This is a genomic window from Streptomonospora sp. PA3 (assembly GCF_009728995.1).
GTDB lineage: Bacteria > Actinomycetota > Actinomycetes > Streptosporangiales > Streptosporangiaceae > Streptomonospora.
Window position 1 is genome coordinate 566,340 of record NZ_VTZW01000016.1, and the last position, 23,912, is coordinate 590,251.

Sequence of the window (23,912 nt, forward strand, 5' to 3'; positions counted from 1 at the left end):
CTAGCCGCTCGCGGCGCCGGGACCGGCTCCGCCTGCGGGGTCGGCGTCGGCCACGATGCCGGCCTCGTGGGCGAGTACCGCGGCTTGTACCCGGTTTCGTGCGCCGATCCGGGCTAGCACCGTGCTGACATGGGCTTTCACCGTTCCCTCGACGAGGAAGAGCCGCCGGCCGATCTCGGCGTTGGACAGTCCGGCACCGACCAGTGCGAGTACCTCGCGCTCGCGGGGCGTCAGCGCTTGGAGGCGGTCGAGAGCCGATGAGCGCCGCGTCAGCGCACTGCCGCTGACCTGCTGCATCACCCGGCGGGCCACTTTGGGCGAGAGGTAGGACGCACCCTCGTGCGCCGCGCGGATCGCCGTCATCAGCTCGTAGGGGTCTCCCGATTTCAGCACGAATCCCGACACATCGGAGTCCAGCGCACCGGCGATGTACTCGTCCTCGGAGAACGTGGTCAGGATGACTACGGCCGCCGACGGCGCCACGCGCCTCAGTTCGGCGGCCGCGCTCAGCCCGTCCATGACCGGCATGCGGATGTCGAGGAGTACCACGTCGGGCCGGTACGCGAGTGCGGCATCGATCGCGGCCCGCCCGTCGCCTGCTTCGGCGACGACCTCGATGTCCTGGGCGGCCAGGATGATCGAGCGCAGCCCGGCCAGCATCATGGCCTCGTCGTCGACCAGGAGTACGCGGATCACAGCGGTCATCCTAGACTCCCCGCCCTCAGGCGGACCGGCAGAGCCGCCGGGGACGCGGTGCGCGCTAGGGGATCCCGAAGACGATCTTCCCCCGGTTGTCCCCCGCCGCGAGCCGCGCGAACGCCGCCGGAGCCTCGTCCAGGCGATAGACCCGGTCGACGGCGGGGACGAGAGCACCGCCGGTCACCAGGGCGGTGACCTCCTCAAGGTCGGCACGAGACTGCGGCACCGCCAGCACCCCCACGTGCTTCCCCGTGGTCCAGCGGATCGGCGGCCCGGCGAGCAGGGCGGCGACCAGCACACGCGTGTACCCGCCGACCACGAGATAGGCCCCGCCGGGACGCAGCGCCCGGTGCACGCGGTGCGGCGAGCGGTGCGCCACCAGGTCCACGATGCGGTCGTACCGGGAGCGGTGGTCGGCCCAGTCCTCCTCCTCGAAGGCCACCGCGTGGTCGGCGCCGGCGTGCCGCAGATACTCCGCCTTGTCCGCGCGGTCCACGGCGGTCACCGTGGCACCCCGGTGCTTGGCCAAGCCGGTCACCAACGCGCCGCCCGCCCCTCCGGCGCCGTTGACCAGCACCTGCATGCCGGGCCGCAGTCCGCGCGTGGACCGCAGCGCGATGCACCCCGCCTGCGGGATCGCGGCCGCCTGCGCGAAGGAGAGCCCCGGCGGCTTGCGCGCCAGCAGCCGCGGCGGCGTCGCGACGTACTCCGCCAGCCCGCCGCGGTAGCCGGCCAGCTCCCCGAACACCTCGTCGCCCGGCGCGAAGTCGGTCACCGACGCCCCTGCCGCGGCCACAACCCCGGCGACGTCCGACCCCGGAACCGGGCTGCGCGGGCGCCGCAGCCCGCCGAGCCGCGCGTAGAAGGGCCGTCCGGCGAGGTTCTCCCGGTCCGATCCGTTGAGGGAGGCGGCCCGCACCCGGACGAGGACCTCGTCGTCTGCGGGGACCGGCTCGGGGATGTCGTCGACGGCGAGGACGTCGGCCGTCCCGTACCGATCCTGGATCACGGCTTTCATGCGGGAGGCTCCTGTCTCGCACCGGCGCCCGGCACCTCCCCCCGGTTCCGGGAGGGCCTGGCACGGCCGAATGCCGAACGCGCCGGAGGCCACCGGAACGACGAGCATGGCGACCGGGACGAGCTGGTTGCAGAATATCCGCAACCGGCTCGCTGCGGGCGATCGCGAACGTGGCGCAGCTCCTCTTCGCACGTCGTCGCAGGCGCGGGCGGCCGGCCGGCTTGGGCACCTCCGTCTCCGGCCCGACGGAGGTGCCCAATGCCCGTCCGCCGTATCGAGCGGTGCCGGCGTGCCGGCGAATGCGGCGATCGAAAGGCCTGTCGATGGACGAGTCCACCTCCGATCAGCACCTGGTGCGGGCGCTGCTGCGCGATCAGCACCCCGATCTCGCCGACCTCGAACTCCGAGCCGTCGACGGAGGCTGGGACAACCGGCAGTGGCGCCTCGGCGAGGAGTTGGCCGTGGGCCTGCCGCGCACGCCCGCTCTGCTGCGTACAGAGCAGATGTGGCTGCCGGTGCTGGCGGAACGCCTGCCGCTGCCGACGCCCGCCCCGGTGCGGATCGGCGAACCCTCGGCCCTGTTCGAGCACACCTGGACGATAGCGCGCTGGGTCGAGGGTGATCCTCATGATCACGCGCATCCCCGCTGTGCCGGTCCCGCGCGTTGCGAGGCGGAGCGGTAGCCTCTGCGGCATGGCCGCAATCGACTTCAGTTCTCGCGTCGGTGTCTGGTGGACCAGCGACCGGTGGTCGATCAACGAGGTGATACCGCGTGCTCGCGAAATCGAGCAGCTCGGCTACGGCTCGCTGTTCTACGGTGAGGCGGGCGGCAAGGAGGCGTTCACCCAGGCCGCCGCGCTGCTGGGCGGCACCGAGCGGCTGGTGGTCGGCACCGGCATCGCCAACATCCACGCCCGCAGCGCGCCGGCCGCCGAGTCCGGCGCCAGGACGCTCGGCACTGTGCACCCGGGGCGGTTCGTGCTCGGCCTGGGCGTCAGCCACGCCCCGCTGGTGGAGTACAGCTACGCCGGCTCCTACTCCAAGCCGCTGAGCACCATGCGGGAGTACCTGGCGACCATGGACGCCGTCCCGCCCGAGGTCGAACCGGACGCCCGGCGCCCGGCCCGGCTGCTGGCCGCGCTGGGCCCGAGGATGATCGAGCTGTCGGCCGAGGCGGCCGACGGAGCCCACCCCTACCTGGTGACCCCGGAGCACACCGCGCGCACCCGCGAGCTGCTGGGCCCCGACAAGTGGCTGGTCAGCGAGCAGGCCGTCGCGCTCACCACCGACCGGCAGACCGGTCTGGAACGCGCGCACCAGCACCTGCACGTCTACTCGCAGCTGCCGAACTACCGCAACTCCTGGCTGCGCCAGGGATTCGACGAGTCCGACCTGGTCGTCGGCGGCTCGGACAAGCTGGCCGAGGCGATGGTGGCCATGGGCGACACCGACGCGGTCGCGGCGCACGTCAAACGGCATCTGGACGCCGGCGCCGACCACGTGGTCGTCCAAGTCCTCGGCGAGGATCACTCCGCCGACCCGCTGCCGGCGCTGCGCGAACTCGCCTCGGCCCTCAGCCTCATCTGAGCACACCCGACCCGCCGGTCCGGCCGTGTGAGCCGGATGGCGGATGTGCGGTCCGGGCAGACGCGACCACGGACACTTCGTCGTCGAGGATCCCGATGACCGGGGAGAGCGGCGTCCTGTCGATATGGACAGAGCCCGCCCGCGGCCTGATCCGCGTCATCCCCGAGCACACGAAGACCCGGATCGTCACCGTCCGCCTGGAGAACCGGCCGGCGGATCCGAGCAGCGGTTCCGTGGGCGCACGCGGTGGTTCGCTGGCCTTCCGGGGTCGTGCGGCGATCAGGAGGCGGCCGCCGGCGTGGCGCCGACGACCGCCTTGCCGATCACGTCGTGTCGGCGCGCTGTGTGTCGCGGAGTCGCATGACTACTTCGCCGCGTACGCCCGGACGGACTCGGTGTGGGTGTGCAGATGCTTCCACGACGGCAGGTGCTCGTAGACGATCTGGCCGAAGCCCGGCGCGAGGGGCTGGTCCACCCAGCCGCGCAGGAGCTCCGAGCCGACGGCGAGCCAGTTGGTCGGAACGGCGCCGGCCTGGATCATCCGCTGCATCGCGTAGTCGTGCGTCTCCTTCGTGGTGGCGGCCGAGGCGTCGGCGACCGCGTAGACCTCGTATCCCTTGCGCAGCGCGGTGAGCGCTGTCAGGGCGAGGCAGACGTCGGTCTGGATGCCCGCCATGACCAGCTTCTTGCGGCCGGTCGCCTCGACCGCCGCGGTGAATCCGTCGTCGTCGAAGGCGTCGAAGACCGGGGCGCGGTAGTTGATCGGGTGGTCGCCGAGGACCGCGGCGAGTTCCGGGTACAGCGGGCCGGCCGGGAAGTCCTCGGGCCCCGACGTGACGACCAGCGGCACGTCGAAGAGTTTGGCGGTCTTGGCCAGAGCCAGGGTTCCATTGAGGTTCTCGTCGATCGTGTGCGACCCGATCAGGTTCGAGAATCCCACCTCGTGGTCGATCAGGACGACCGCACTGTTGTCGGGGGTGAGGGGCGTGTTCGCCATGGTGCTTCCTCGTGGTGGTTCGTGCCCGTACCGGGATCCCCGAGTACCGCGGGATCTCTCCGGTTTGGGAGGACGCTCGGCATAACTGTCTGCGCAGACAAATAATTCCCCCGCCGCCGCCCCGCGCACGAACGGCTTCGTGAGTCGAGCGCGGCGACCGAGCACGTCGGCCGGATGTGCCCGGCGGTCCCCGCGGCCGGGGCGGGAGCCGGCGGGCAGCGGGCCCGGCGAAGCCGGTCCGGTCGTGCTCACCGACGGCGAACGGATGGAGATACTGCCTGCGCAGGCATGTTTCGCCGGTTCGGAGGCGCCGGTGCCGCGATAGTGTTCGGGCATGGCGACCCCGCGGCTGACCGAGCTCGAGGACGAGGCGTGGCAGGGCTTCCTGTACGCCCACGACCGCATCTGGCGTGATGTGGAGGCCGGCCTGGCCTCCGTGGGTGTCTCCATGGCCGAGTACAGCGTCATGGCGCTGCTCGCCCAAGCCGGGCGCACCGGCATGCGCATGTCGGAGCTGGCCAAGCGCCGTGTGATGTCCACCGGCGGTTTCACCCGGCTGGCGGACCGGCTCGAGAGCCGCGGGCTCATCGAGCGCCGCCGCGCCGCCGAGGACGGGCGCGGCTTCGCCGCGGCCCTCACCGACGAGGGGCGGGCTCTGCTGCGCAAGGCGTGGCGGCAGCAGTACCGGGACCTGCGCAGGCTCTTCTTCGATCGACTGGACGAGGACGATCTGCGCGACCTGGCGCGCGTCTGGTCGCGGCTCGATCCGGAGGCCGACGACCGGGAATGACTCCGCCCCGATCGCATCCGGTGCCGAGGATGCGGGGACGGCGTGCGCGGCACCCTCCGCTCTTCGCGGTCCGTGGCGCTCCCGCCGGGCTGCGGGGTGCCCTCCTGACAGTCGGCCTCCTCGGCGGCAGGAGGGTGGCGATCGGAAGTACTACCCGGACTGGGGACTCAGGGTGCCGCTGGAGTCGATCCCGCCCATAACCGAAGACTCGCCGCTCCACGAGTAGCGGAGCTCCTCGCCGCTCTTCTCCAGCACGACCGTGCCGTTGACACAGCCGCTCCCGCTGGGGAACTCCAAGCGGAACTCCAACCGCTTCTCCTCGACCGAGTTCAGGCCGAGCTCACCGGTGCAGCCGCTGCTGGGGATCTCCAGGCTTCCTTCGGCACTGCCCTCCTTCAAGGTGATGGTGACGTTGAAGGTAGAGCTGCCTTGTTCGACCTCCCCGCTCCAGGTCCCCGCCCACTCGGCGGGGACCTCGGCGTCTGTCGAACCTTCGGCGGTGCCTGTGGGGGGATCGACGAGGGCGACGCCGATGGCCAGACCGCACAGCGTGAGAACGCCGAGGCCGCCGAGAGCGCCCAGAAGCACCACGCACGCGAGGGGAGAGACCTCACCGCTACTCGCGGAGTTCGGACGCTGCGGCCCGCGCTCGCCCCACGAACCGGCCCCCGTGCCCAAGTACGGCGCTGGATCCGGTTTGCTCTTCCAGCGGTCCGGGTCGACCGGGGGCCATCCCCAGTCCCGTCCATCCCGGTCCAGCCAGTCGGGACCGCCGTCTCCGTCGCTCATCACGGCTCCTGGTGACCATCGGCGTCGTCTCACAGGCGGCGCCGGCCCCGCGGAGAGGAAAGGATCAGGAGTGAGGGGCGTGTCGTAGCGCTCAGGGGGTTCCCGAACATCTGCGCTGCGACGGTCCACCCGTGTGAGCCGCCCGCCGGGGCTCCCTCCGCTCGAATCGCAATCCTGATCCGCCGACGCACCGCACGCGTTGGCGTTTTCCCGTCCGGTTTACCCGGCCTTTGCCACGGTAATACGGGACGACGGGGTACGCCTTGCGATGCCCGTCGTGGAAGGTGAGCACGCGCAAGCAGACCTGCCCGGCGGCCTACTCGCCGTAGGCGGGAAGACTGCTGTGGGTGCACAGGTGCCGGTCCCCGGGATAGAGGAGCAGCGTGGCCTGCTCCACCTGATCCGCGAGCGCTCATGTCCAGCTGAGGCGTTCCCGCAGCAGGGCCTGCTGGGCCGGGTTGGCGGTCAGGTCGAGGGCGCGGAGGTCGGCCGCGCGGGCCTCGTCCGGGCGGGCCAGTTCGCGGAGCACGTCGGCGCGGACCGCGTGGTACAGGTGGTAGCGGTCGAGCGCGTCGGCCAGGGCGTCGAGCTCGGACATCGCGGCCCGCGGACCGGCGGCGTAGCGCAGGGCGACGGCACGGTTGAGCCGGGCCACGGGTGAGGGAGCGAGGTGCAGCAGCATGTCGTACAGCAGCACGATCTGCTCCCAGTCGGTGTCCTCCCAGCGCTCGGCCTCGGCGTGGCAGGCCACGATCGCGGCCTGCAGCTGGTACGGGCCGGGACGGTGCCGCATGGCGGCGCGGGTCAGCAGCCGGGTCGCCTCCGCGATCTCCGTCCGGTCCCAGCGGGACCGGTCCTGGTGCTGGAGCAGGACCAGCCCGCCGGCGGGGTCGAAGCGGGCGGTGCCGCGGGCGCGGTGCAGCCGGATCAGCGCGAGCAGCCCCGCCGCCTCCGGATCGGCCGGCATCAGCCGGTGCAGCAGGGTGGCCAGCCACTCGGCATCGTCGACGAGGTCGCGTGCGGCCGACCGCTCTGCGGTGGCCAGATAGCCCTCGTTCAGCAGCAGGTAGATCACCGCGAGCACCTCGCTCAGCCGAGCGTCCAGCTCGTCGCCGCCCGGGACCCGGTACGGGATCCCGGCCTCGGTGATCTTCCGTTTGGCGCGGGTGATCCGCTGCGCCACCGTGCTCTCGGGCACCAGGAACGCGCGTGCGATCTGGGCGGTGGTCAGGCCGCACACCACGCGCAGGGTGAGCGCGATCTGCGCCGACCGGGGCAGCGCCGGGTGGCAGCACGTGAAGACGAGCCGCAGCCGGTCGTCGGGCTCGGAGTCCGGATCGCGATGGATCAGCCACTGCAGCTGCTCCAGCTTGCTGCGGTAGTTGCTGTTCCGGCGCAGCGCGTCCACCCCGCGCCGCCGGGCGACGGTGAACAGCCACGCATCGGGCCGCCGGGGGATCCCTTCGGTCGGCCAGCGCTGGAGCGCGCTCACGACGGCGTCTTGGACCAGGTCCTCCGCAGTGGCGAAGTCGCCGATCAGCGGGACCAGGGACGCGGCCAAGCGGCCCGCGTGCTCCCGTACCACGCGGGCCAGCTCGGCGTGCGACGGCTCGGTCACGGGCCCGCCGGCGCCAGCGGGCGGATTTCGACAACCGGGCATCCCGGCCAGGCCTCGACCATCCGCAGCGCCTCGTCCAGATCGGCGACGTCGATCTCGACGTACCCGCTGACCACCTCCTTGCCCTCTACGAAGGGCCCGTCGGTGATGACGGGCTCGCCGCCGTCCAGCCGGACCGTGGTCGCGGTGTCGGCCTCCTGCAGCTTGCTCCCGCCCCGGATCCTGCCGGCGTTGTCGGCGAACCACTGGTTGACCCGCTCATAGGCCCTCTCGCGCTCCGCCGGGCCCATGGCCTGCAGCTCGTTGGCGAACTGCTCGGTGTCCACGAACAACAGTACGTACTTCACGCGTCCCGCCTCCTGGTCTGCGACCGCTCGCCACCGTGTATGGCCGGCGCCCGCTACGCCTGGCCCTCTTCCCGCATCTCGCCCATCCGCCGCGCCAGCTCTTCCGGCTCGACGTCCTCCACGTGTGTCGCGATGGTCCACCCGTGCCCGAACGGGTCCACGATGAACCCGTCCCGGTCGCCGTAGAACTGGTCTTGGGGCGGCCGCCGAAGGTCGGCGCCGAGCTGCACGGCCCGCTCGACGACCGCGTCCACGTCCTCGACGTAGACGAACAGGAACGACGGAGAGCCGGCGAGGCCGCCGGCCGGCGGCGCCTTCGTCCCCTGCTCCGAAGCTTCGTCCTCGACGATGAGGACCGAGTCGCCGATCCGGATCTCGGCGTGGGCGATGGTCCCCCCGGGACCGGGGAAGCGCATCCGCTCGGTCGCCTGGAAGACCGCGGTGTAGAACTCCAGCGCCTTCGCCGCGCCCTGGACGACCAGGCAGGGCGTGACACGGCGGTAGGTGTCGGGAATCGGTTGCGGTGCTGCTGTCGGTGCCATGGGTGTCCTCCGTGCTCAGGTGTGCCTGCAGCGGCGGGGCGTTCCCCGTACCCCGGGGTATCCCCCTTCGCCTGCCTCTCACCTGATAGACGATCGGCGGCCACCCCGATACGACACTTCCCGGCGCCCGGTTTCCGAGCTGGCCCATCGGCGCCGGTCCCCGGCCCAGGAGCGGCCCTGGCCGGGCGGACCCGACGGTTCGGCCGAACGGTTCCGGCGGCGCGGTCCTTCCCGCCGGCAGGCCGGCGGCGCCGCAGCAGCAGGATGGCCCCCGGCACCGACACCGCGGCGCGCCCCGGTGCTCCGCGGCGGCGGAGCCGGGGCGCGCCCTGGCGATCGGGTTGGAGCCTCAGCGGCCCTCGTCGTCCTGGTAGACCTCGGCCGTGCCGGGGCCGTGGTCGGGCATCGCCGACCCGGCGACGGCCTCGCGGTGCAGCCGCAGGAACTCCAGGTGCTTCTCGTACTCGTCGAGGATGTTGCTGATGAGCTGCTCCTTGCTGTAGCCCATCACGTCATAGCCCTGGCTGCCCTCGGTGAGGTAGACCTCGAAGCGCACGTAGGTGTCGTTCTCGGTCAGCGACCGGATGGCGAACGCCGGAGTGGGCACCTCGATGGGCCACACCCGGTAGCTGAACTCCTCCTCGGCGCCCATGGGCACGCGCAGCTCCAGGTGCGGAATCCCGGTGTCCTCGTCGGTCCCCTCGACGACCGACGGGGCCGCGCCCTGCTCGCGCAGCTCCTCGGCGACCTCCTGGAACGCGGGGCGGCACACCTCCTCGACGAACCTGGCGCCCGCGTGCCTGCTGGGGAAGTTCATCACCCGCGCGAGCCGCTGCCGCCAGGTGCGGTGGGACGGCGACAGGGACAGGGTGGTCCGCGACGCCTCGGTCCGGAAGGACTCGACCCGCAGCGCCTTGTACAGGCCCCAGATGACCAGGAGCATCACGAACGAGAACGGCAGCCCCAGGATGATGGTGGCGTTGGTCAGGGCGGTCACGCCGCCGACGATGAGCATGGCCAGGGTGAGCAGGCCGGTCACCGCCGCCCAGTAGATGCGCAGCCACGGCGCGGCGTCGGTGATCGGCGTGGGCAGGTGGGAGCTGAGGTTGCCGGTCACCAGCGCGCCGGAGTCGGCCGAGGTGACATAGAGCAGCAGCCCGACGATCGTGGCCAGCCCGGCGGTGAAGGTGAAGCCCGGGTACTGCTGGAGCAGCGTGTAGAAGCCCTGCTCGGGGGTGTCCATGGCGGTCTCGCCGAACTCGATGTTGCCGTTCATGACGATGCTCAGCGCGCTGTTGCCGAAGATCGACAGGAACGTCAGCGTGTACAGCAGCGGGATGACCAGCGTCGCCGCGACGAACTGCCGGATGGTGCGGCCGCGCGAGATCCGGGCGAGGAACATCCCCACGAACGGCGCCCAGGCGATCCACCAGGCCCAGAAGAACAGCGTCCAGGTGTTGAGCCAGCCGATCGGTTGGTCGTAGGCGAAGGTGTTCAGCGTGATCTCGGGGAACCGGCTGATGTAGTCGCCGATGTTCAGGATGAGGGCGTTGAGCAGAAAGATCGGGTCCTCGGCGAACAGCACGTACACCATCAGGACGATGGCCAGCACGACGTTGAGCTCGGAGAGCCGCCGGATGCCCCGGTCGACACCCGCGACGGCCGAGACCGTGGCCACGATCACGGCGACGGCGATCAGTCCGATCTGGGCCGAGACCCCCTCGGGGACCCCGAAGAGGACGTTCAGCCCGTAGTTCAGCTGCACGACGCCGATCCCCAGCGACACCGAGATGCCGATGACGGTGCCGATGATGGCCGCGAGGTCCACCGCGTCGCCGATCCCGCCGTGGATGCGCCTGCCGATGAGCGGATACAGCGCCGAGCGGATCGCCAGCGGCAGGCGGTAGCGGAACGCGAAGTAGCCCAGCGCCATGCCCATCAGCGCATACATCGCCCACCCGGTGACGCCGTAGTGGAACAGCGACCACACCAGGGCCTGCCTGGCCGCCTCGATGGTCTGCGGGTCGCCCTCGGGCGGCGCGAGGTAATGGGTGATCGGGCCGGAGACGGAGAAGAACAGCAGGTCGATGCCGATGCCCGCCGCGAACAGCATGGAGGCCCACGCGAAGACCCCGTAGTCGGGGGTGGAGTGCTGCGGTCCGAGCTTGACCTTGCCGTAGCGGGACACGGCGACGAACACCACGAACAGCAGGTACACGGTGGCGACAAGGAAGTAGTACCAGCCGAATCCCCGCGAGATCCACCCCACGACCGTGCCGATGACGTACTCGGCCCCCGACGGCGTGATGATCGCCCAGATCGAGATCGCGAGGATCACTGCGGAGGCCCCGAAGAAGACGACGGGCTTGAGCGTGCCGTGCCGGCTCCGCTGTTTGACCGCGGTCGCCGGCATCCCCGGCTCAGGCGCCCTCGCCTGCCCTTCGCTGCTGGACACGGATTCCACCTCTCATCGCTGTCATACCGGTACTAGCGAACTGGGGGGCGGAAGCAAGATACGCCGATTGTGCCGAATTGGGCGACTCGGCGGGCCCCGCGGCGAGACCCGGGCGCCGCCCGCATCCCCCTGTATCGGCGCAGAGCAGGCCGCCGCACCGGGCCGATCGATGACATACCTCATTCCCGGCGTGCGCTGCGTCAATCCCGGATGCGCCGCCGCGAACCGCCGCGCGGCCGATCGGTGCCGACCCGCCCGCGGTCGGCGGCGGCCGGGCTCACCGGTCGTCGCGGATCAGGTCGGCGGCCCGCTCGCCGGTCGCCAGCACGGTGACCATGGGGTTGGGGGTGGGCAGGGTCGGGAAGACCGACGCGTCGGCGATGCGCAGGCCCGACAGCCCGCGTACCCGCAGCCGCGGGTCGACGACGGCCAGGTCGTCGTCCTCGGCACCCATGCGGCAGGTCCCCGCGGGGTGGTACACGGTGTGGGCGGCGCGGCGGCCGAACTCCGAGAGCCCTTCGTCGGTCGTGACCCCGGGTCCCGGGGCGACCTCCCGCTTCAGCCAGGACGTGAAGGGCTCGGTGGCGGCGATCTCGCGGGCGATCTTCAGCCCGTCCACGATCGTCCGCGCGTCATGCCCGGCGGGGTCGGTGAAGTAGCGGAAGTCCAGGGCGGGCTTGACCGACGGATCGGCGCTGGTCAGCCAGAGCTTGCCGCGGGCGCGGGAGCGCGGGATGTTGGGCGTCATGCAGATGGCGTGCTCGGGCACGGGGTAGCCCAGCCGCTCGGTGTTCTCCGTGAAGGGCACCAGGTAGATGTGAAACATCAGGTCCGGCCGCGGATCGCCGGTATCGCGCCGCACGAACAGGCCGCCGTCGGAGTCCATCACCGTGGCGTCCGGCAGCGGGTCGGTCTCCCACATGATGATCGACTCCGGGTGGTCGAGGAGGTTCTCCCCCACGCCCGGCAGATCGTGGCGCACCTCGATGCCCACGTCCCTCAGCTCCCGGGCGGGACCGATCCCCGAGTGCAGCAGCAGCCGCGGGGTGTCGATCGCGCCGGCGCAGAGCACGACCTCGCGGTCGGCGCGGACGGTTCGGCGCTGCCCGGAGGACGTGAGCACCTCGGCGCCGGTGGCGCGGCCGCCCTCCAGCAGCAGGTTCGCGGCGCGGGTCTCGGTCAGGAGCGTGAGGTTCTCCCGCACGCCGAGGACGGGGTGCAGGTAGGCCACGGAGGCCGACGACCGGTACCCGGTGTAGGGGTCGTAGGCCACCGGCAGGAAGCCGACCCCGTCGCTGAAGCCGCCGCCGTGGGAGGTTTCGGCGTTGAAGTCGCGGATCACGGGTACGCCCGCGGCCCGGGCCGACGCCTGGATCCAGTCCTCGACGATCGGATTGCGGTCCTTCGGTGCCACCGGGACGATGTTGCACTTGATGCGGTCGCAGTAGGACTGCACCGTCGCGTTGTCCCACCCCGTTGCGCCGGCCGCCTCCCAGTCGGCGAGGTCCTCGGCGAACGGCCGGAAGCTGATCAGCGTGTTGTGCGAGGAGCATCCGCCCAGCACGCGGGCGCGCGCGTGGCGGATATGGGAGTTCCCGTGCGGCTGCTCCACGGTCGGGTAGTCGTAGTCGAGCTCGCCGCCCAGCACGTCGAGCCAGTTGCGCAGCTTCAGCACGCGCTCGTCGCCGACGTCGGAGGGACCGCCTTCGATGAGGCAGACGGTGGTGCCGGGATCCTCGGTGAGCCGGTTCGCCACCACACACCCCGCCGTACCGCCACCGACGATCACGTAGTCATAAGGCATGCTCGTTCTTCCTCACCGTGGCGTCGGGCAGGGCTGTCGGGCGACCCGGCGCCGCTGCGCGGCCCCGGGTCGCGGTCGATGTGCGCGGCCTGCGGCGCGCCGCTGGCAGCGGCCCAGGCTGCCTGCTCGGCGGCCGCCACGCGGGGCGGATCACTGGCCCCGTGCTTCCCGATAGCTGCGCCGCCTAACGTCGCTTTGCGGTTCCTTACCGTCCGGGGACGAGCTGTTGGGCCCCGGCGAGCCGGGACGGCGGCGCATGCGGCCGCACCGGGCCGCGGTCAGTCGTCGATGGGGACGGTGTAGGGCTCCGAGCAGCCCAGGGACGGGCTTTGCAGGAGGCCGGCGGTGACGCTCGCGCCGGCGCCGGGCGGGTCGCTGACGGTCAGTTCGCAGACCGCGCCCGTGCCGGTCAGCGGATACCAGAACCACGTCTCCCCGACGGGGGCGCGGTCGGTCTCCTGCCAGCCGCCCTTCGTGTGGCGGAAGGCGGTGAGTTCGACGGTCGCCTCGTATTCGCCGGCGCGGTGCGCGGTCAGGGCGACCTTCAGGTCCGAGCCGAGTGTGGCGGTGGCGATGCGGTGGGTTTCGGGGCCGGCGGCGGAGGTCTCGGCCGATGCGGCCGAGACCGCGGCGGTGGCGAGCAGCAGGGTCGCTACCGCGGCGAGCGCGGCGCGCCCGGCGCGGATCCGAGTGGGGGGCGGGAACGGCATGGCGCCTCCTCAAGGCACGATCGGGAGCGGTGATCCGTGTCACACTCCGCTCCTGATGGTGTGACGCCGTGTATCGTCGGCGGGTTGTCGCGCCGGCGTCTGCACGGGTGGCCGGAATGCGCCGGAGTTAGGCTGAACCCAGGCGTGCTGGACAGGAGGCTGGGATGGCCGAGACGACGGTTGCCGAGGTGATGGCCGAGCTGGCCGCGCTGGAGGACCCCAAGACGCGCGAGGTGAACGAGAGGCACGGCGACGATCACGGCGTGAATCTCGGCAGGCTCCGTGCCCTTGCCAAGCGCCTGAAGACCCAGCACGAGCTCGCCCGCGGGCTCTGGGAGACGGGCGACACCGCGGCGCGCCTGCTGGCGCTGCTGATCTGCCGCCCGAAGGCCTTCGAGCGCGGCGAGCTGGACGCCATGCTGCGTGACGCCCGCACCCCGAAGGTGCACGACTGGCTCGTGAACTACGTGGTCAAGAAGAATCCGCACGCCGAAGAGCTGCGCCGGACCTGGTCTGCCGACCCGGATCCCGTGGTCGCGAGCGCCGGCTGGGCGCTGACCACCGATCGCGTGGCGAAGCGGCCCGAGGGCCTCGACCTCGCGGGGCTGCTCGACGTCATCGAGGCGCAGTTGAAGGGCGCCCCGGACCGCCTGCAGTGGGCGATGAACCACTGCCTGGCGCAGATCGGGATCGAGCACCCCGAGCACCGCGCGCGTGCCATCGACATCGGCGAGCGCCTGCAGGTGCTCAAGGACTACCCCACTCCCCCGAACTGCACGTCGCCCTTCGCGCCCGTCTGGATCACCGAGATGGTGCGCCGGCAGGAGGCGAAGTAGGGCGGTCTTCGCGCTCACGCTCGGGGCGCGCGCCTCGCTCGGCTTCGCCGCGGGTGAGTACCCGGGGGCCGTCCTCGGTGATCGCCACCGTGTGTTCGGAGTGGGCGGTGCGCGAGCCGTCCGCCGAGCGGATGGTCCAGCCGTCGGTGTCGTAGACGATCCGGTCGGTGGTGCGGGCGAACCAGGGTTCCAGCGCGAGGACCAGGCCCGGGCGGAGGGCGGGGCCGCGGCCCGCCCTGCCCTTGTTCGGCACGTGCGGGCCCTCGTGCATGGTGCGGCCGAGGCCGTGGCCGCCGAACTCGTCGTTGACCGGATAGCCGTAGCCGCGGGCCACCGCCCAGATGGCCGCGGAGATGTCGCCGAGGCGGTTGCCCGGACGCGCCGCCGCGATCGCCGCATCCAGCGCCTCCTCGGTGGCGCGGACGAGGCGCAGGTCCTCCTCGGCGGCGGTGCCCACGACGACGGTGCGCGCCGAGTCGGCCACCCAGCCGTCGATGCCGACCGCGATGTCCGCTGTGAGCACGTCCCCGTCGCGCAGCGTGTAGTCGTGCGGCAGGCCGTGCAGGACGGCGTCGTTGACCGAGAGGCAGATGACGTTGCGGAACGCGCCCCTGCCGAAGGAGGGAGAGTAGTCCCAGTAACACGACTCGGCCCCGCGCCGCTCGATCATGCCGCGAACGTGGTGCTCCAGATCCAGGAGGTTGACGCCCACGTCGGCGAGCCGGCCCACCTCGCTGAGGACCTCGGCGACGAAGCGACCCGCCACGTGCATGCGTTCGATCTCCGCGGGCGTCTTCAGTTCGATCACGGGTACCGTCCAAGGAGTAGTGGTATTTCTATACCTTCACTGTAGCGCTTGTCGGTATAGAAATACCAACGCTATGCTGGCCCCATGGTCCGCCAACCGCTCACGCCCGAACAGATCGAAGCCGGCAGGCGCCTCGGCGCCCTGCTGCGGCGCGCGCGGGCGGGACGCGACCTCGCGGACGTCGCGTTCGCGGCCGGTATCTCGCCCGAGACCCTCCGCAAGATCGAGACGGGCCGCCTGCCCTCCCCCGGGTTCGGCACGATCGTCTCCCTCGGCGAGGCGCTGGGCGTGCCGGTGCAGGAGCTGGCGGACACCTGGCGCGGCAGCGGCCTGCCGCTGGAGGCCGTCTCTTAGCCGCCGGTCCCGCCGTCGGCGAGGACCCGGTGCACCGCCCGGGTCCGCGTGTGCGGGTCCTGCGGAGCGGACGCAGCGTTCCGTGCCGTGGGGCTCGCGGCAGTAGCGTGGGGCCCACGACCGTGATCCCCTCCGCCCCAGTGAGCCGCCCCATGCCCGACGGAACACCCGCACGCTCTCCGGCCGCGGCCGTCTTGGCGGCAGTCTCCCGCGACGTGCGCTCCTGCGCCCCGGTGGGGGCCTCGCACGCCTGGACGCTGCACCAGGGGGAACTGGACGACGGGCGGCGCTTCTTCGCCAAGGTCGCCGAGGGCCACGCCGAGGCGCTGGCCGCCGAGGCCGCCGGGCTGCGCTGGCTCGGCGAGGTGCCCGGCGGGGCCGCCGTGCCCGACGTACTCGCCGCCGACGGCGGAGTACTGGTGCTGGAGCGGGTGGAGGAGCACGGTGCCGGCGCCGCGGCAGCCGCCGACCTGGGCCGGCGCCTGGCCGCCACGCACCGTGCCGGCGCCCGGTCCTTCGGCGCGCCCTGGCCGGGGTGGCTGGCCACACTGCCGCTCGACAACACCGCGGGCGATCACTGGCCCGACTGGTACGCCCGGCACCGCCTGCTGCCCTATCTGCGCGACGCCCGCGACCGCGGGCACCTGGACTCCGGCGACGTGGCGCGGCTGGACCGCGTCCTCGACGGCATCCGCGAACTCGCCGGCCCGCAGGAGCCCCCGGCGCGCATCCACGGCGACCTGTGGAGCGGGAACGTGCTGTGGGGCCGCGGCGGGGCGGTGCTGATCGATCCCGCCGCGCACGGCGGGCACCGCGAGAGCGACCTGGCCATGCTTCAGCTGTTCGGCGCCCCGCACCTGGAGCGCATCCTCGCCGCCTACGACGAGGCCTTCCCCCTGGCCGACAGATGGCGCGACCGCGTGCCGCTGCACCAGCTGCATCCGCTGCTGGCCCACGTGTGCCTGTTCGGGCGCGCCTTCCGCGGCCAACTGCTCGACGCGGCCCGGCGCCTCGGTGCGCAGTAGGGAGCAGGGCGCTGGAGGGGACCCGCTGCGGCGTGGGCCCGGCAGGATGCGACCCGCGCCGCAGCGGTCATGCGGCCCTCATCTGGCGTGGAAGTGCACCACGTTGTCGTCGCGCTCGTAGACGCCGAAGAACGCCCAGTTGCGGTAGCCGCCGTCGCCCTGGCGGACGAACTCGCCTTCGCCGCTGAAGACGACCCAGTGGTAGTCGTGCTCGGCCGGCCAGAAGTTCTCGCACGGCTTGGCCCGGGTCGTCCCCCGGGTCACCACACCCTCGAAGTGGCTGGACTCCTCGGCGGTCGCCTTGTAGACGATGATGTTCTTCGAGGTGTCCGAGCCCCAGCCCTGCAGCTCGTCGATCTTCGTGCGCAGATCGCAGGGGTCGAGGTAGTCGGATGCCTGCGCGGCCGCCGGTGCGCCCGCCGCCGCGGCTCCGGCCAGCGCCAGCAGCGCCGCCGTCCTCTTCATCGTTTTCATTCGTGCTCGGTCCTTTCGTTGGGCTGTCGTCAGCGGGGGAAGAACCGGACGTGGTTGCCGTTGCGCTCGAAGACGCCGTAGAACGCCCAGTTGCGGTAGCCGCCGTCGCCCTGGCGGGTGAATTCGCCGCCGCCGCTGAAGACGACCCAGAAGAAGTCGATGTCGTTGCCGAAGAAGCCGTCGCATTCGTCGGCGGTGGTGTGCCCCTGCGCGACGATCCCGTCGAAGCTGCTGGAGGCCCGGGCCGACTCCTTCCAGACGATGATGTTGTACTGGTCGTTGGCGTCCCAGCCGCGCAGTTCGCGGAGCTTGACCCGCAGGTCGCAGGCGTCGAAGTCCGCGGTCGCGGGGGCCTCCGCGGCGGCGGGCCGGGGCGCGGTGACCGCCGCGCCCGTCAGGGCGACCGCCGCGGCGGCGGATGCGGCGATCAGCTTGGCCATCCTCATGTTCTGCTCTCCTCTCCGGGCTCAGGGGCGGTGGAACCGCACGGTCATGCCGTCGCGGTCGAACCAGCCCTTCATGGCCCAGTTGATGTAGCCGCCGTCGCCGGTGTTGGTGAACTCGCCCGCCTCGGCGATCCAGAGCCCGTAGTTGATGGAGCCCCACCGGACGTTGGCGTAGAGGCGCTTGGCCTCCAGCCGCTCCTCGTAGCCCTGGCTGAGGTTCATCATGATCACGTTGTAGCGGCCGCCGCTGGCCTGGAACGCCTCGTCGACGGCGCGGCGGACGAACTCGCCGCGGTTGTCCTCGTCGATGGCGCTGATCGCCCTGCCCACCTGGAAGCCGTTGGCGCCGTCGTCGAGGTGGACGGTCACGGCCGGGCTGTCGGCGGCCTGGACCGCCGCAGCGGACGGGGCGGTGCCGGCGGTCTCGGCCTGCGCCGCGCCGGCGGGTGCGCCCACCAGGGCGATCGCGGCCAGCGGCGCGACGGCGAGTGCTTTGCGGAACCTCACGTGTGCGCTCCTCTCGCCCGCGGTCAGAACTCGCGGAAGTGGACGGTCATGCCGTCGCGGTCGAACACGCCGCGGAAGGCCCAGTTGATCCAGCCGCCGTCGCCCTCGTTGGTGAACACACCGGAATCGAAGACGAGCACCCGGAAGGCGGGGTAGCCCGAGGCGTGGACCGTCGCGTCGTAGACGATGTTGTCCAGGTCGTAGGAGTAGGGGTGGTCGGCCTTGACGACCATCACGTTGTAGGTCTGGCCCGCGTCGTAGAACGCGCCTTCCATCAGGCTCTTCACATAACCGCTGCGGTTCTGGCTCCGCTCGATCGCGGCGACGGCGATGTCGTAGATCCGGCTCGTGATGCCGATGGTCGCGCTGGCCAGGTCGATCTTGACGCCCATGGCCTGCGCCTGCGCGGCCGTCTGCGAGGCCGGCGCCGCCGGCGCGGCGGGCTCCGCCGTCGCGGCCTGGGCCGGCGCCAGCACGCCGGCGGCCGCGACGGCACTGACCACCACCGCGCCGATCCTTGTGCGAATGGGGGACATGGTTCTCCTCTCGCATTTTCCGCGGCCCTGCGGGTCGGGCTGCGGCGGACCGATCGTAAGCATTCGAGAGCGAGCGGGTCCAGATTATCCGGGCCATTTTCTAAAGCATTTCGGCATTTCTGTATTTGCGCTGCTCAAAAACTAGACCAGTTGTCGCGCGAAACGTGGTAGGACGATCCTCCGACTGCTCCCCGGACAAAGAAGCGGAAGTGTATGGATTCCTCGCCGCGGACGCCAACCTCCTGGCGCCGGTTTTCTCCAGTGACGATGATCACTGCGCAGCCGACCGTTTTGTTGCGCCGGAGAACCGTCGGCACCGCGCCATGCCGGCACCTGCCGGCCCGGCGGGCCGACCGACCGGACATCCGCGTCCCGGTCGGCGCGGACCTCCAACCGCCTCGGCGCCCGGCTCGCCGGAAAGCCGTATCCAGCGCAGACACGGCCTTCCGCGCCCAACGCCGGACGGCCGGGACGCGGCTCCGCAGCCGTTTGCCGGACGTTCGACTCGCCGACCGCCGACCGCGGCCCCGTCACACGGAAGCGGACCGCGGAGGCGATCCGCGTATCATCGATTCAGGACATATGCGGAGAATCTCTGCAAACCTGGCCACCATCCGCGGTGTTTACGCAATGGTGTACACAACGTTTTCCGCGGCGTCCCCAGGATCCCTCCGGCCGGACGCCATTCCGGCGCGGTCCATGCGCCGCCGCCGAACTTCCGCCGCGGATGTGCGGCGCGATCGGCGACGCCCCAGGGCCGGAGACCGGAACGCGCAAAGAGCGCGTTCCCGTGGAACCGTGATTCATCGATCCGATGAATTGAAGAACAACAAATTCCGCCGCCCTGTTCTGCGGCGGTACCGCGGGACGACCGGTTCCCCGGACTCTCCTCCGGCGAGTCCCATGCACGGCCGCGGTACCCGTCGGCCTGCCTGCCTGCGCGCCGGTCGGGCGGCGCATGGTCCGCCGCGACTGGATCGTGCCGCCGGGCCCGCCTCCGCGGCCGGTGCCCGCGGGCGCCGAGCGCCCCGTGCCGCGCCGGCGGCGCCGCAGGGTTCGCGGTGGAGATCGCCGGAAAATATTCTCGGTGGGATGTCGAGATCCCGAGTGCGGCTCCGTCCCCGGAGTGAACGCGGCCGCAATGGGCCCAACCGCACCGAGGAGAAAACGATGGCCAAGTACCTGCTGCTCAAGCACTACCGGGGCGCGCCGGCGTCGATCAACGACGTGCCGATGGACCAGTGGAGCCCGGAGGAGGTTTCGGCCCACATCAAGTACATGCGCGACTTCGCCGCCCGGCTGGAGACCACCGGCGAGTTCGTCGACGGCCAGGCGCTCTCGCCCGAGGGCACCTTCGTCCGCTACGACGGCGAGGGCAGGCCGCCGGTCACCGACGGCCCGTTCCCGGAGACCAAGGACCTGATCGCCGGCTGGATGGTGATCGACGTCGAGACCTACGAGCGGGCGCTGGAGCTGGCCGGCGAGCTGTCCGCGGCTCCCGGCGCGGGCGGCAAGCCGATCCACGAGTGGCTGGAGCTGCGCCCGTTCCTGACCGAGCCGCCGACCATCACGGAGTGACGCACGGTGGACGCGTCCCTGCTGCGGGCCATTGCTCCCGCGGTGATCGGCGTCCTCGTCCGCCGCGGAGCCGACTTCGCGACGGCCGAGGACGCCGTGCAAGACGCCCTGGTCGAAGCGCTGCGTGTGTGGCCCGACGACCCGCCGCGCGACCCCAAGGGCTGGCTGGTCGCGGTGGCCTGGCGCAGGTTCCTCGACGCCGCCCGCGCCGATTCGTCGCGGCGGCAGCGCGAGGCGCTCGTCGAAGAGCAGCCCGCGCCCGGACCGGGCGCGGCGGCCGACGACACGTTGCAGCTGTACTTCCTGTGCGCGCACCCGTCCCTGACACCGGCCTCGGCGGTCGCGCTGACGCTGCGCGCGGTCGGCGGTCTGACCACGCGGCAGATCGCGCAGGCCTACCTCGTGCCCGAGGCGACCATGGCCCAGCGCATCAGCCGGGCCAAACGGACCGTCGCGGGAGTCCGGTTCGACCGGCCCGGCGACGTCGCCACGGTGCTGCGCGTCCTGTACCTGGTGTTCAACGAGGGCTACTCCGGCGACGTCGACCTCGCCGCCGAGGCGATCCGGCTCACCCGCCAACTGGCGACCGCGACCAGGCACGAGGAGGTGGCGGGCCTGCTCGCGCTCATGCTGCTCCACCACGCGCGGCGCCCGGCGCGCACCCGCGCCGACGGCAGCCTCGTGCCGCTCGCCGAGCAGGACCGCAGTCTGTGGGACACCCGCATGATCGCCGAGGGCGTCGAGGTGCTCCAGGCGGCCCTCGCCCGCGACCGCCTGGGCGAGTTCCAGGCGCAGGCCGCCATCGCCGCCCTGCACGCCGACGCCCACTGTGCCGATGAGACCGACTGGGTGCAGATCGTCGAGTGGTACGACGAACTGGTGCGCATCACCGGCAGCCCGGTGGCCCGCCTCAACCGCGCCGTCGCCCTCGGCGAGGCCGACGGACCGCGAGCCGGCCTCGCCGCCCTGGCCGAACTCGACCCGGCGCTGCCCCGCTTCACCGCCGCATCGGCCTACCTGCACGAGCGCGCCGGCGACCTGGCGTCGGCGGCGCGGCTCTACGCCGAAGCCGCCCGATCAGCGCCCAACCTCCCCGAACGCGACCATCTCACGCGGCAGGCCGCGCGGATCAACGCGCAACTGCGCGGTTGAGCGGCCGGCACGCCGCCCCGCTCAGCCGGCGGGCGGCAGCGACCGCCCTGAGGCGCGAGGGGCATCCGGCGCTTCACGCCCCGGCGATGCGGTCGAGCCAGGACTGCCAGGCGGCGGTGCGGGACTCGCGGTCGGTCTCGATCCCGTAGAGGTACTGGACCGCGCTCGCCATGCCGTGCAGGTCGTCGACCGTGAAGCGGACGAAGCCGTGCTCGGTGCGGATGCCGAGCAGCAGCCTGCCGCGGAGGTCGACCACGCCCGCGACGGGTTCGAGGCCCTCGGGGGTGAGGCGCACCCGCTCCCCCAGTGCCGGATCGGCGCCGAGCCGGGCGGTCAGGTCGGCCCACACCGCTTCGCCGGGCCGGTCGGTGAACGCGGTGGCGACCACGTTGGCCACCGGCAGTCCGGGGAAGTACCGGAAGTACTCGGCCAGATTGTGGAGGAACACGTCCCACCCCGCGCTGAAGCCGTCGTACTCCGCCTCCCAGTCGTCGCCGCCGAAGAAGCCGCTTTGGACGAGGCGGAGCACGGTCGTGCCGCCCTCCCTGCCCTCGACGAGGAACTCCAATGTCATCGAGGGCTCGCCGTCCGGTCCGGGCGCCCCGTAGACCACGCGCCTGCCCGGCTCCCACTCCAGCACCCGGCCGGCCTGGGAGTTGCCGCCGCCGAAGTCCGCCTCGATCCCCCCGCCGGCGTCGTCGTGGGGCACGAACCAGAGCGACATCCCCTCCGGAGTCGAGACCGCCTGCCAGACCTGTTCCGGGGTGGCGGCGAGCTCGATCCCCTTTTCCAGCCTCCGGCGCTCGTCCACCGCGATCAGTCCTGCTGGGCGAGGAGGATGAGGTTGCCGCAGGTGTCGTCGAACACCGCTTGCGCGCCGAAATCGGTCTTGGTCGGCTCCTGGGTGAAGCGGACACCGTGCCCCGTCATCCGCTCGTAGTCCTGCTGCAGATCCGCGGTGCCGAGCATGGTGAAGGGCATGCCCGCGTCGTAAAGCGTCTGCTTGTAGACCTGCGCGGCGGGCTTGCCGCCGATTCGGATACCGGGGTTGCCGTCCGGTTCGAGCAGCAGCTCGACGCCGTCGGGCGCGTCGGGCGAGACGACGGTCAGCCATTTGGCGCCGCCCCCGACCGGGATGTCGGTCTTCTTCACAAAGCCCAGCACGTCGGTGTAGAACGCCAGTGCCTTGTCCTGGTCGTCGACCAGAATGCTGGTCACGGGAACGAACATCGTCATCGATCCTCATCTTCTCGTCGGACCTGGGGATGCACGGCGACGACCACGCGGTGCGCCCGCCCGCCGGCGGCGGACTCGTCGTGGTACTTCGACACCAGCGACGCCACCGCTCCGGCCAGTTCTTCGGCGAACGCGGCGCGGTCGGCCGCGGAGGCGAAGCGGACCTCGCCGTCGAGGGCGAAGGTCGCAAGCCGCTTGCGGGCCCGGGTCGCACCCGTGATCAGCTCGCCCACGTCCCGCACCAGCCGCGCGGCCACCGCGAGCAGCCACCGTGCCGAAAGCTGGTCGCGAGACCGCTTCGGATCGGGCTCGACCGCGGCAAGGACGCTCGGCGAGATCACATACGAGGCCGCGGTCGCCCGCAGCATGCGCTCGGTGAGGTTGCCCTTGCGGCGCTCTTCGACCAGCTCGACCAGCCCGTGCCGCTCCAGCGCGCGCAGGTGGTAGTTGACCTTCTGCCGGGTCAGTCCCACCCGCTGGGCCAGCGTGGTCGCCGACCCGGGTTCGGACAACTCGGCGAGCAGCCTGGCGCGCACCGGGTCCAGCGAAGCCTCGGCCGCCTCCGGATCGTCGATCACCGCCACGTCGTGCATGGTCACACCATCACGCGGACAAATTAATTTGTCAAGGACCGACGGCTCCGATCGCAGGGCGCGACTCCCACCGCGGCGATCGCCTCAGGCGGAACCGATGAGAGGAGGACACGCACCCGAGCGCCTCCTCCGCCCAGGCCGGCCACCGCGTGATCCGCGGCCGGTATTCGGCTGCGCGCGGGGCCGCCGATCGGGATTTCCCCCTCTTCTGGGAATGCGCGACCGCCCGGTTGCGGCGGGTTCGGGGCGGCACGCGCCGTGACTGCGGGAGTTGACGGGTCCATACGGCTGTGTCATTCTGAAAATGGCACGGAGGTTGACACTCACAGTAAGTGTGGACATACGTTTCTCATTTGCGCTATGCTGCTGCCTTGCGCTGCCTCTCGATGCCCCGCAGGTCGCCGGGGCGCTTGGTGTGCGCGCAGTCCACTTCCGTCCGTGCCTTCCGGAAGGACCCCTGTTGGCAGCCTCGCTCAACGCCTCCACTGAAACCGCCGGCCCCGGTCGCGTCTCCTTCGCGCGTATCAGAGAGCCGCTCGAAGTTCCCGACCTTCTCGCCCTGCAGACCGAGTCGTTCGACTGGCTGCTGGGTAACGAGAAGTGGAGTACCCGAGTCGAGGCGGCTCGTAACGCCGGCCGCAAGGACGTTCCGGAGCAGTCCGGTCTCGAAGAGATCTTCGAGGAGATCAGTCCCATCGAGGACTTCTCCGGCACGATGTCGCTGTCGTTTCGCGACCACCGGTTCGAGCCGCCCAAGTACTCCGAAGAGGAGTGCAAGGACAAGGACATGACCTACTCCGCCCCGATGTTCGTCACGGCGGAGTTCATCAACAACGACACCGGTGAGATCAAGAGCCAGACGGTGTTCATGGGCGACTTCCCGCTCATGACGGCCAAGGGCACGTTCATCATCAACGGCACCGAGCGCGTGGTGGTCTCCCAGCTCGTGCGCTCGCCGGGTGTCTATTTCGACCGGCAGGTCGACAAGACCTCCGACAAGGACCTCTTCGG

26 protein-coding genes and 1 pseudogene are annotated in these 23,912 nt (G+C 71.3%); 9 read left to right on the forward strand and 18 right to left on the reverse strand.

The window, feature by feature from the left end; all coding sequences use genetic code 11:
* Entirely contained in the window at positions 1-696 is a 696-nt protein-coding gene (locus tag FZ103_RS18950) for a response regulator transcription factor (protein ID WP_186356537.1), read from the reverse strand.
* Between the two features lie 64 nt (positions 697-760).
* A complete protein-coding gene (locus FZ103_RS18955) occupies positions 761-1,717 on the reverse strand; it encodes an NAD(P)-dependent alcohol dehydrogenase (protein ID WP_186356516.1) in 957 nt (318 codons plus the stop codon).
* 323 nt (positions 1,718-2,040) lie between these two features.
* Between FZ103_RS18955 and FZ103_RS18960 the strand changes: the two genes are divergently transcribed.
* Together FZ103_RS18960 and FZ103_RS18965 are read left to right on the forward strand one after the other, a co-directional pair.
* Positions 2,041-2,400: a phosphotransferase gene (locus tag FZ103_RS18960; protein ID WP_222936790.1), complete on the forward strand. Its 360-nt coding sequence runs from the start codon at positions 2,041-2,043 to the stop codon at positions 2,398-2,400.
* Between the two features lie 10 nt (positions 2,401-2,410).
* Positions 2,411-3,304: an LLM class F420-dependent oxidoreductase gene (locus FZ103_RS18965; RefSeq protein ID WP_156002892.1), complete on the forward strand. Its 894-nt coding sequence runs from the start codon at positions 2,411-2,413 to the stop codon at positions 3,302-3,304.
* A 364-nt stretch (positions 3,305-3,668) separates the two neighbouring features.
* On the opposite strand, the gene FZ103_RS24945 is transcribed toward FZ103_RS18965, so the two are convergent.
* Positions 3,669-4,301, reverse strand: a complete 633-nt coding sequence (locus FZ103_RS24945; protein WP_186356517.1) for an isochorismatase family protein — start codon at positions 4,299-4,301, stop codon at positions 3,669-3,671.
* A gap of 334 nt (positions 4,302-4,635) precedes the next feature.
* Here FZ103_RS24945 and FZ103_RS18975 point away from each other — a divergent pair, with 334 nt between their 5' ends.
* Entirely contained in the window at positions 4,636-5,091 is a 456-nt protein-coding gene (locus FZ103_RS18975) for a MarR family winged helix-turn-helix transcriptional regulator (RefSeq protein ID WP_222936791.1), read from the forward strand.
* A gap of 150 nt (positions 5,092-5,241) precedes the next feature.
* Here the strand turns inward: FZ103_RS18975 and FZ103_RS18980 are convergent, their stop codons facing one another.
* From FZ103_RS18980 to FZ103_RS19010, 7 genes are all read right to left on the reverse strand, one after another.
* The gene (locus FZ103_RS18980; RefSeq protein ID WP_156002895.1) at positions 5,242-5,682 is read right to left on the reverse strand and encodes a hypothetical protein; all 441 of its coding nucleotides are present in this window, start codon (positions 5,680-5,682) and stop codon (positions 5,242-5,244) included.
* Positions 5,683-6,292: 610 nt separating this feature from the next.
* Positions 6,293-7,498, reverse strand: coding sequence for a sigma-70 family RNA polymerase sigma factor (locus tag FZ103_RS18985; protein ID WP_343233600.1), 1,206 nt, complete (start codon positions 7,496-7,498; stop codon positions 6,293-6,295).
* Positions 7,495-7,845: a YciI family protein gene (locus FZ103_RS18990; RefSeq protein WP_186356518.1), complete on the reverse strand. Its 351-nt coding sequence runs from the start codon at positions 7,843-7,845 to the stop codon at positions 7,495-7,497. The genes FZ103_RS18985 and FZ103_RS18990 overlap by 4 nt, the downstream gene beginning before the upstream one ends.
* A gap of 53 nt (positions 7,846-7,898) precedes the next feature.
* Entirely contained in the window at positions 7,899-8,387 is a 489-nt protein-coding gene (locus tag FZ103_RS18995) for a VOC family protein (RefSeq protein ID WP_156002897.1), read from the reverse strand.
* A 349-nt stretch (positions 8,388-8,736) separates the two neighbouring features.
* Positions 8,737-10,800: a choline BCCT transporter BetT gene (betT, locus tag FZ103_RS19000; RefSeq protein WP_156003020.1), complete on the reverse strand. Its 2,064-nt coding sequence runs from the start codon at positions 10,798-10,800 to the stop codon at positions 8,737-8,739.
* A gap of 319 nt (positions 10,801-11,119) precedes the next feature.
* The gene (locus FZ103_RS19005; protein WP_156002898.1) at positions 11,120-12,646 is read right to left on the reverse strand and encodes a GMC family oxidoreductase; all 1,527 of its coding nucleotides are present in this window, start codon (positions 12,644-12,646) and stop codon (positions 11,120-11,122) included.
* 278 nt (positions 12,647-12,924) lie between these two features.
* Positions 12,925-13,356 carry a hypothetical protein gene (locus FZ103_RS19010; RefSeq protein ID WP_156002899.1) on the reverse strand — a complete coding sequence of 144 codons (432 nt, stop codon included), beginning with the start codon at positions 13,354-13,356 and terminating at the stop codon, positions 12,925-12,927.
* A gap of 164 nt (positions 13,357-13,520) precedes the next feature.
* On the opposite strand from FZ103_RS19010, the gene FZ103_RS19015 reads away from it, so the two are divergent.
* Positions 13,521-14,192 (forward strand): DNA alkylation repair protein, encoded by a 672-nt coding sequence (locus FZ103_RS19015; RefSeq protein WP_156002900.1) that lies wholly within the window; start codon positions 13,521-13,523, stop codon positions 14,190-14,192.
* Here FZ103_RS19015 and map read toward each other — a convergent pair.
* A complete protein-coding gene (gene map / locus FZ103_RS19020) occupies positions 14,158-15,000 on the reverse strand; it encodes a type I methionyl aminopeptidase (protein WP_186356519.1) in 843 nt (280 codons plus the stop codon). The genes FZ103_RS19015 and map overlap by 35 nt on opposite strands.
* 84 nt (positions 15,001-15,084) lie before the next feature.
* Between map and FZ103_RS19025 the strand changes: the two genes are divergently transcribed.
* Together FZ103_RS19025 and FZ103_RS19030 are read left to right on the forward strand one after the other, a co-directional pair.
* The gene (locus FZ103_RS19025) at positions 15,085-15,354 is read left to right on the forward strand and encodes a helix-turn-helix domain-containing protein (protein ID WP_156002901.1); all 270 of its coding nucleotides are present in this window, start codon (positions 15,085-15,087) and stop codon (positions 15,352-15,354) included.
* A gap of 152 nt (positions 15,355-15,506) precedes the next feature.
* A complete protein-coding gene (locus FZ103_RS19030; protein WP_156002902.1) occupies positions 15,507-16,379 on the forward strand; it encodes a fructosamine kinase family protein in 873 nt (290 codons plus the stop codon).
* A gap of 78 nt (positions 16,380-16,457) precedes the next feature.
* On the opposite strand, the gene FZ103_RS19035 is transcribed toward FZ103_RS19030, so the two are convergent.
* The 4 genes from FZ103_RS19035 to FZ103_RS19050 are packed head-to-tail and all read right to left on the reverse strand — an operon-like array spanning position 16,458 to position 18,342.
* Positions 16,458-16,853, reverse strand: a complete 396-nt coding sequence (locus FZ103_RS19035) for a hypothetical protein (protein ID WP_156002903.1) — start codon at positions 16,851-16,853, stop codon at positions 16,458-16,460.
* Positions 16,854-16,882: 29 nt separating this feature from the next.
* On the reverse strand, positions 16,883-17,299 hold the full coding sequence (locus tag FZ103_RS19040) for a hypothetical protein (RefSeq protein ID WP_156002904.1): 417 nt from the start codon (positions 17,297-17,299) through the stop codon (positions 16,883-16,885).
* 21 nt (positions 17,300-17,320) lie between these two features.
* Positions 17,321-17,806, reverse strand: coding sequence for a stress protein (locus FZ103_RS19045; RefSeq protein WP_156002905.1), 486 nt, complete (start codon positions 17,804-17,806; stop codon positions 17,321-17,323).
* A gap of 23 nt (positions 17,807-17,829) precedes the next feature.
* Positions 17,830-18,342, reverse strand: coding sequence for a stress protein (locus FZ103_RS19050; RefSeq protein ID WP_156002906.1), 513 nt, complete (start codon positions 18,340-18,342; stop codon positions 17,830-17,832).
* A gap of 1,170 nt (positions 18,343-19,512) precedes the next feature.
* Between FZ103_RS19050 and FZ103_RS19055 the strand changes: the two genes are divergently transcribed.
* Positions 19,513-19,920 (forward strand): YciI family protein, encoded by a 408-nt coding sequence (locus FZ103_RS19055; protein ID WP_156002907.1) that lies wholly within the window; start codon positions 19,513-19,515, stop codon positions 19,918-19,920.
* A 6-nt stretch (positions 19,921-19,926) separates the two neighbouring features.
* Entirely contained in the window at positions 19,927-21,072 is a 1,146-nt protein-coding gene (locus tag FZ103_RS19060; protein ID WP_186356520.1) for a DUF6596 domain-containing protein, read from the forward strand.
* Positions 21,073-21,145: 73 nt separating this feature from the next.
* Here FZ103_RS19060 and FZ103_RS19065 read toward each other — a convergent pair whose 3' ends face one another.
* The 3 genes from FZ103_RS19065 to FZ103_RS19075 are packed head-to-tail and all read right to left on the reverse strand — an operon-like array spanning position 21,146 to position 22,901.
* The gene (locus FZ103_RS19065) at positions 21,146-21,883 is read right to left on the reverse strand and encodes an SRPBCC domain-containing protein (protein WP_186356521.1); all 738 of its coding nucleotides are present in this window, start codon (positions 21,881-21,883) and stop codon (positions 21,146-21,148) included.
* 5 nt (positions 21,884-21,888) lie between these two features.
* Positions 21,889-22,302, reverse strand: coding sequence for a VOC family protein (locus tag FZ103_RS19070; RefSeq protein WP_156003024.1), 414 nt, complete (start codon positions 22,300-22,302; stop codon positions 21,889-21,891).
* Positions 22,303-22,304: 2 nt separating this feature from the next.
* A complete protein-coding gene (locus tag FZ103_RS19075; RefSeq protein WP_156002908.1) occupies positions 22,305-22,901 on the reverse strand; it encodes a helix-turn-helix domain-containing protein in 597 nt (198 codons plus the stop codon).
* 460 nt (positions 22,902-23,361) lie between these two features.
* Here FZ103_RS19075 and FZ103_RS19080 point away from each other — a divergent pair.
* Positions 23,362-23,912, forward strand: a pseudogene (locus FZ103_RS19080) (DNA-directed RNA polymerase subunit beta); the annotation flags it as partial.

What these genes read in the sequence shown, in the direction of transcription:
- FZ103_RS18955 (WP_186356516.1), bottom strand. Translation starts at nt 1,717, where the DNA reads ATGAAAGCCGTGATCCAGGATCGGTACGGGACGGCCGACGTCCTCGCC.
- FZ103_RS18960 (WP_222936790.1), top strand. Translation starts at nt 2,041, where the DNA reads ATGGACGAGTCCACCTCCGATCAGCACCTGGTGCGGGCGCTGCTGCGC.
- FZ103_RS18965 (WP_156002892.1), top strand. Translation starts at nt 2,411, where the DNA reads ATGGCCGCAATCGACTTCAGTTCTCGCGTCGGTGTCTGGTGGACCAGC.
- FZ103_RS24945 (WP_186356517.1), bottom strand. Translation starts at nt 4,301, where the DNA reads ATGGCGAACACGCCCCTCACCCCCGACAACAGTGCGGTCGTCCTGATC.
- FZ103_RS18975 (WP_222936791.1), top strand. Translation starts at nt 4,636, where the DNA reads ATGGCGACCCCGCGGCTGACCGAGCTCGAGGACGAGGCGTGGCAGGGC.
- FZ103_RS18995 (WP_156002897.1), bottom strand. Translation starts at nt 8,387, where the DNA reads ATGGCACCGACAGCAGCACCGCAACCGATTCCCGACACCTACCGCCGT.
- betT (WP_156003020.1), bottom strand. Translation starts at nt 10,800, where the DNA reads ATGCCGGCGACCGCGGTCAAACAGCGGAGCCGGCACGGCACGCTCAAG.
- FZ103_RS19005 (WP_156002898.1), bottom strand. Translation starts at nt 12,646, where the DNA reads ATGCCTTATGACTACGTGATCGTCGGTGGCGGTACGGCGGGGTGTGTG.
- FZ103_RS19010 (WP_156002899.1), bottom strand. Translation starts at nt 13,356, where the DNA reads ATGCCGTTCCCGCCCCCCACTCGGATCCGCGCCGGGCGCGCCGCGCTC.
- FZ103_RS19015 (WP_156002900.1), top strand. Translation starts at nt 13,521, where the DNA reads ATGGCCGAGACGACGGTTGCCGAGGTGATGGCCGAGCTGGCCGCGCTG.
- FZ103_RS19025 (WP_156002901.1), top strand. Translation starts at nt 15,085, where the DNA reads ATGGTCCGCCAACCGCTCACGCCCGAACAGATCGAAGCCGGCAGGCGC.
- FZ103_RS19030 (WP_156002902.1), top strand. Translation starts at nt 15,507, where the DNA reads ATGCCCGACGGAACACCCGCACGCTCTCCGGCCGCGGCCGTCTTGGCG.
- FZ103_RS19035 (WP_156002903.1), bottom strand. Translation starts at nt 16,853, where the DNA reads ATGAAAACGATGAAGAGGACGGCGGCGCTGCTGGCGCTGGCCGGAGCC.
- FZ103_RS19040 (WP_156002904.1), bottom strand. Translation starts at nt 17,299, where the DNA reads ATGAGGATGGCCAAGCTGATCGCCGCATCCGCCGCCGCGGCGGTCGCC.
- FZ103_RS19050 (WP_156002906.1), bottom strand. Translation starts at nt 18,342, where the DNA reads ATGTCCCCCATTCGCACAAGGATCGGCGCGGTGGTGGTCAGTGCCGTC.
- FZ103_RS19055 (WP_156002907.1), top strand. Translation starts at nt 19,513, where the DNA reads ATGGCCAAGTACCTGCTGCTCAAGCACTACCGGGGCGCGCCGGCGTCG.
- FZ103_RS19070 (WP_156003024.1), bottom strand. Translation starts at nt 22,302, where the DNA reads ATGTTCGTTCCCGTGACCAGCATTCTGGTCGACGACCAGGACAAGGCA.
- FZ103_RS19075 (WP_156002908.1), bottom strand. Translation starts at nt 22,901, where the DNA reads ATGCACGACGTGGCGGTGATCGACGATCCGGAGGCGGCCGAGGCTTCG.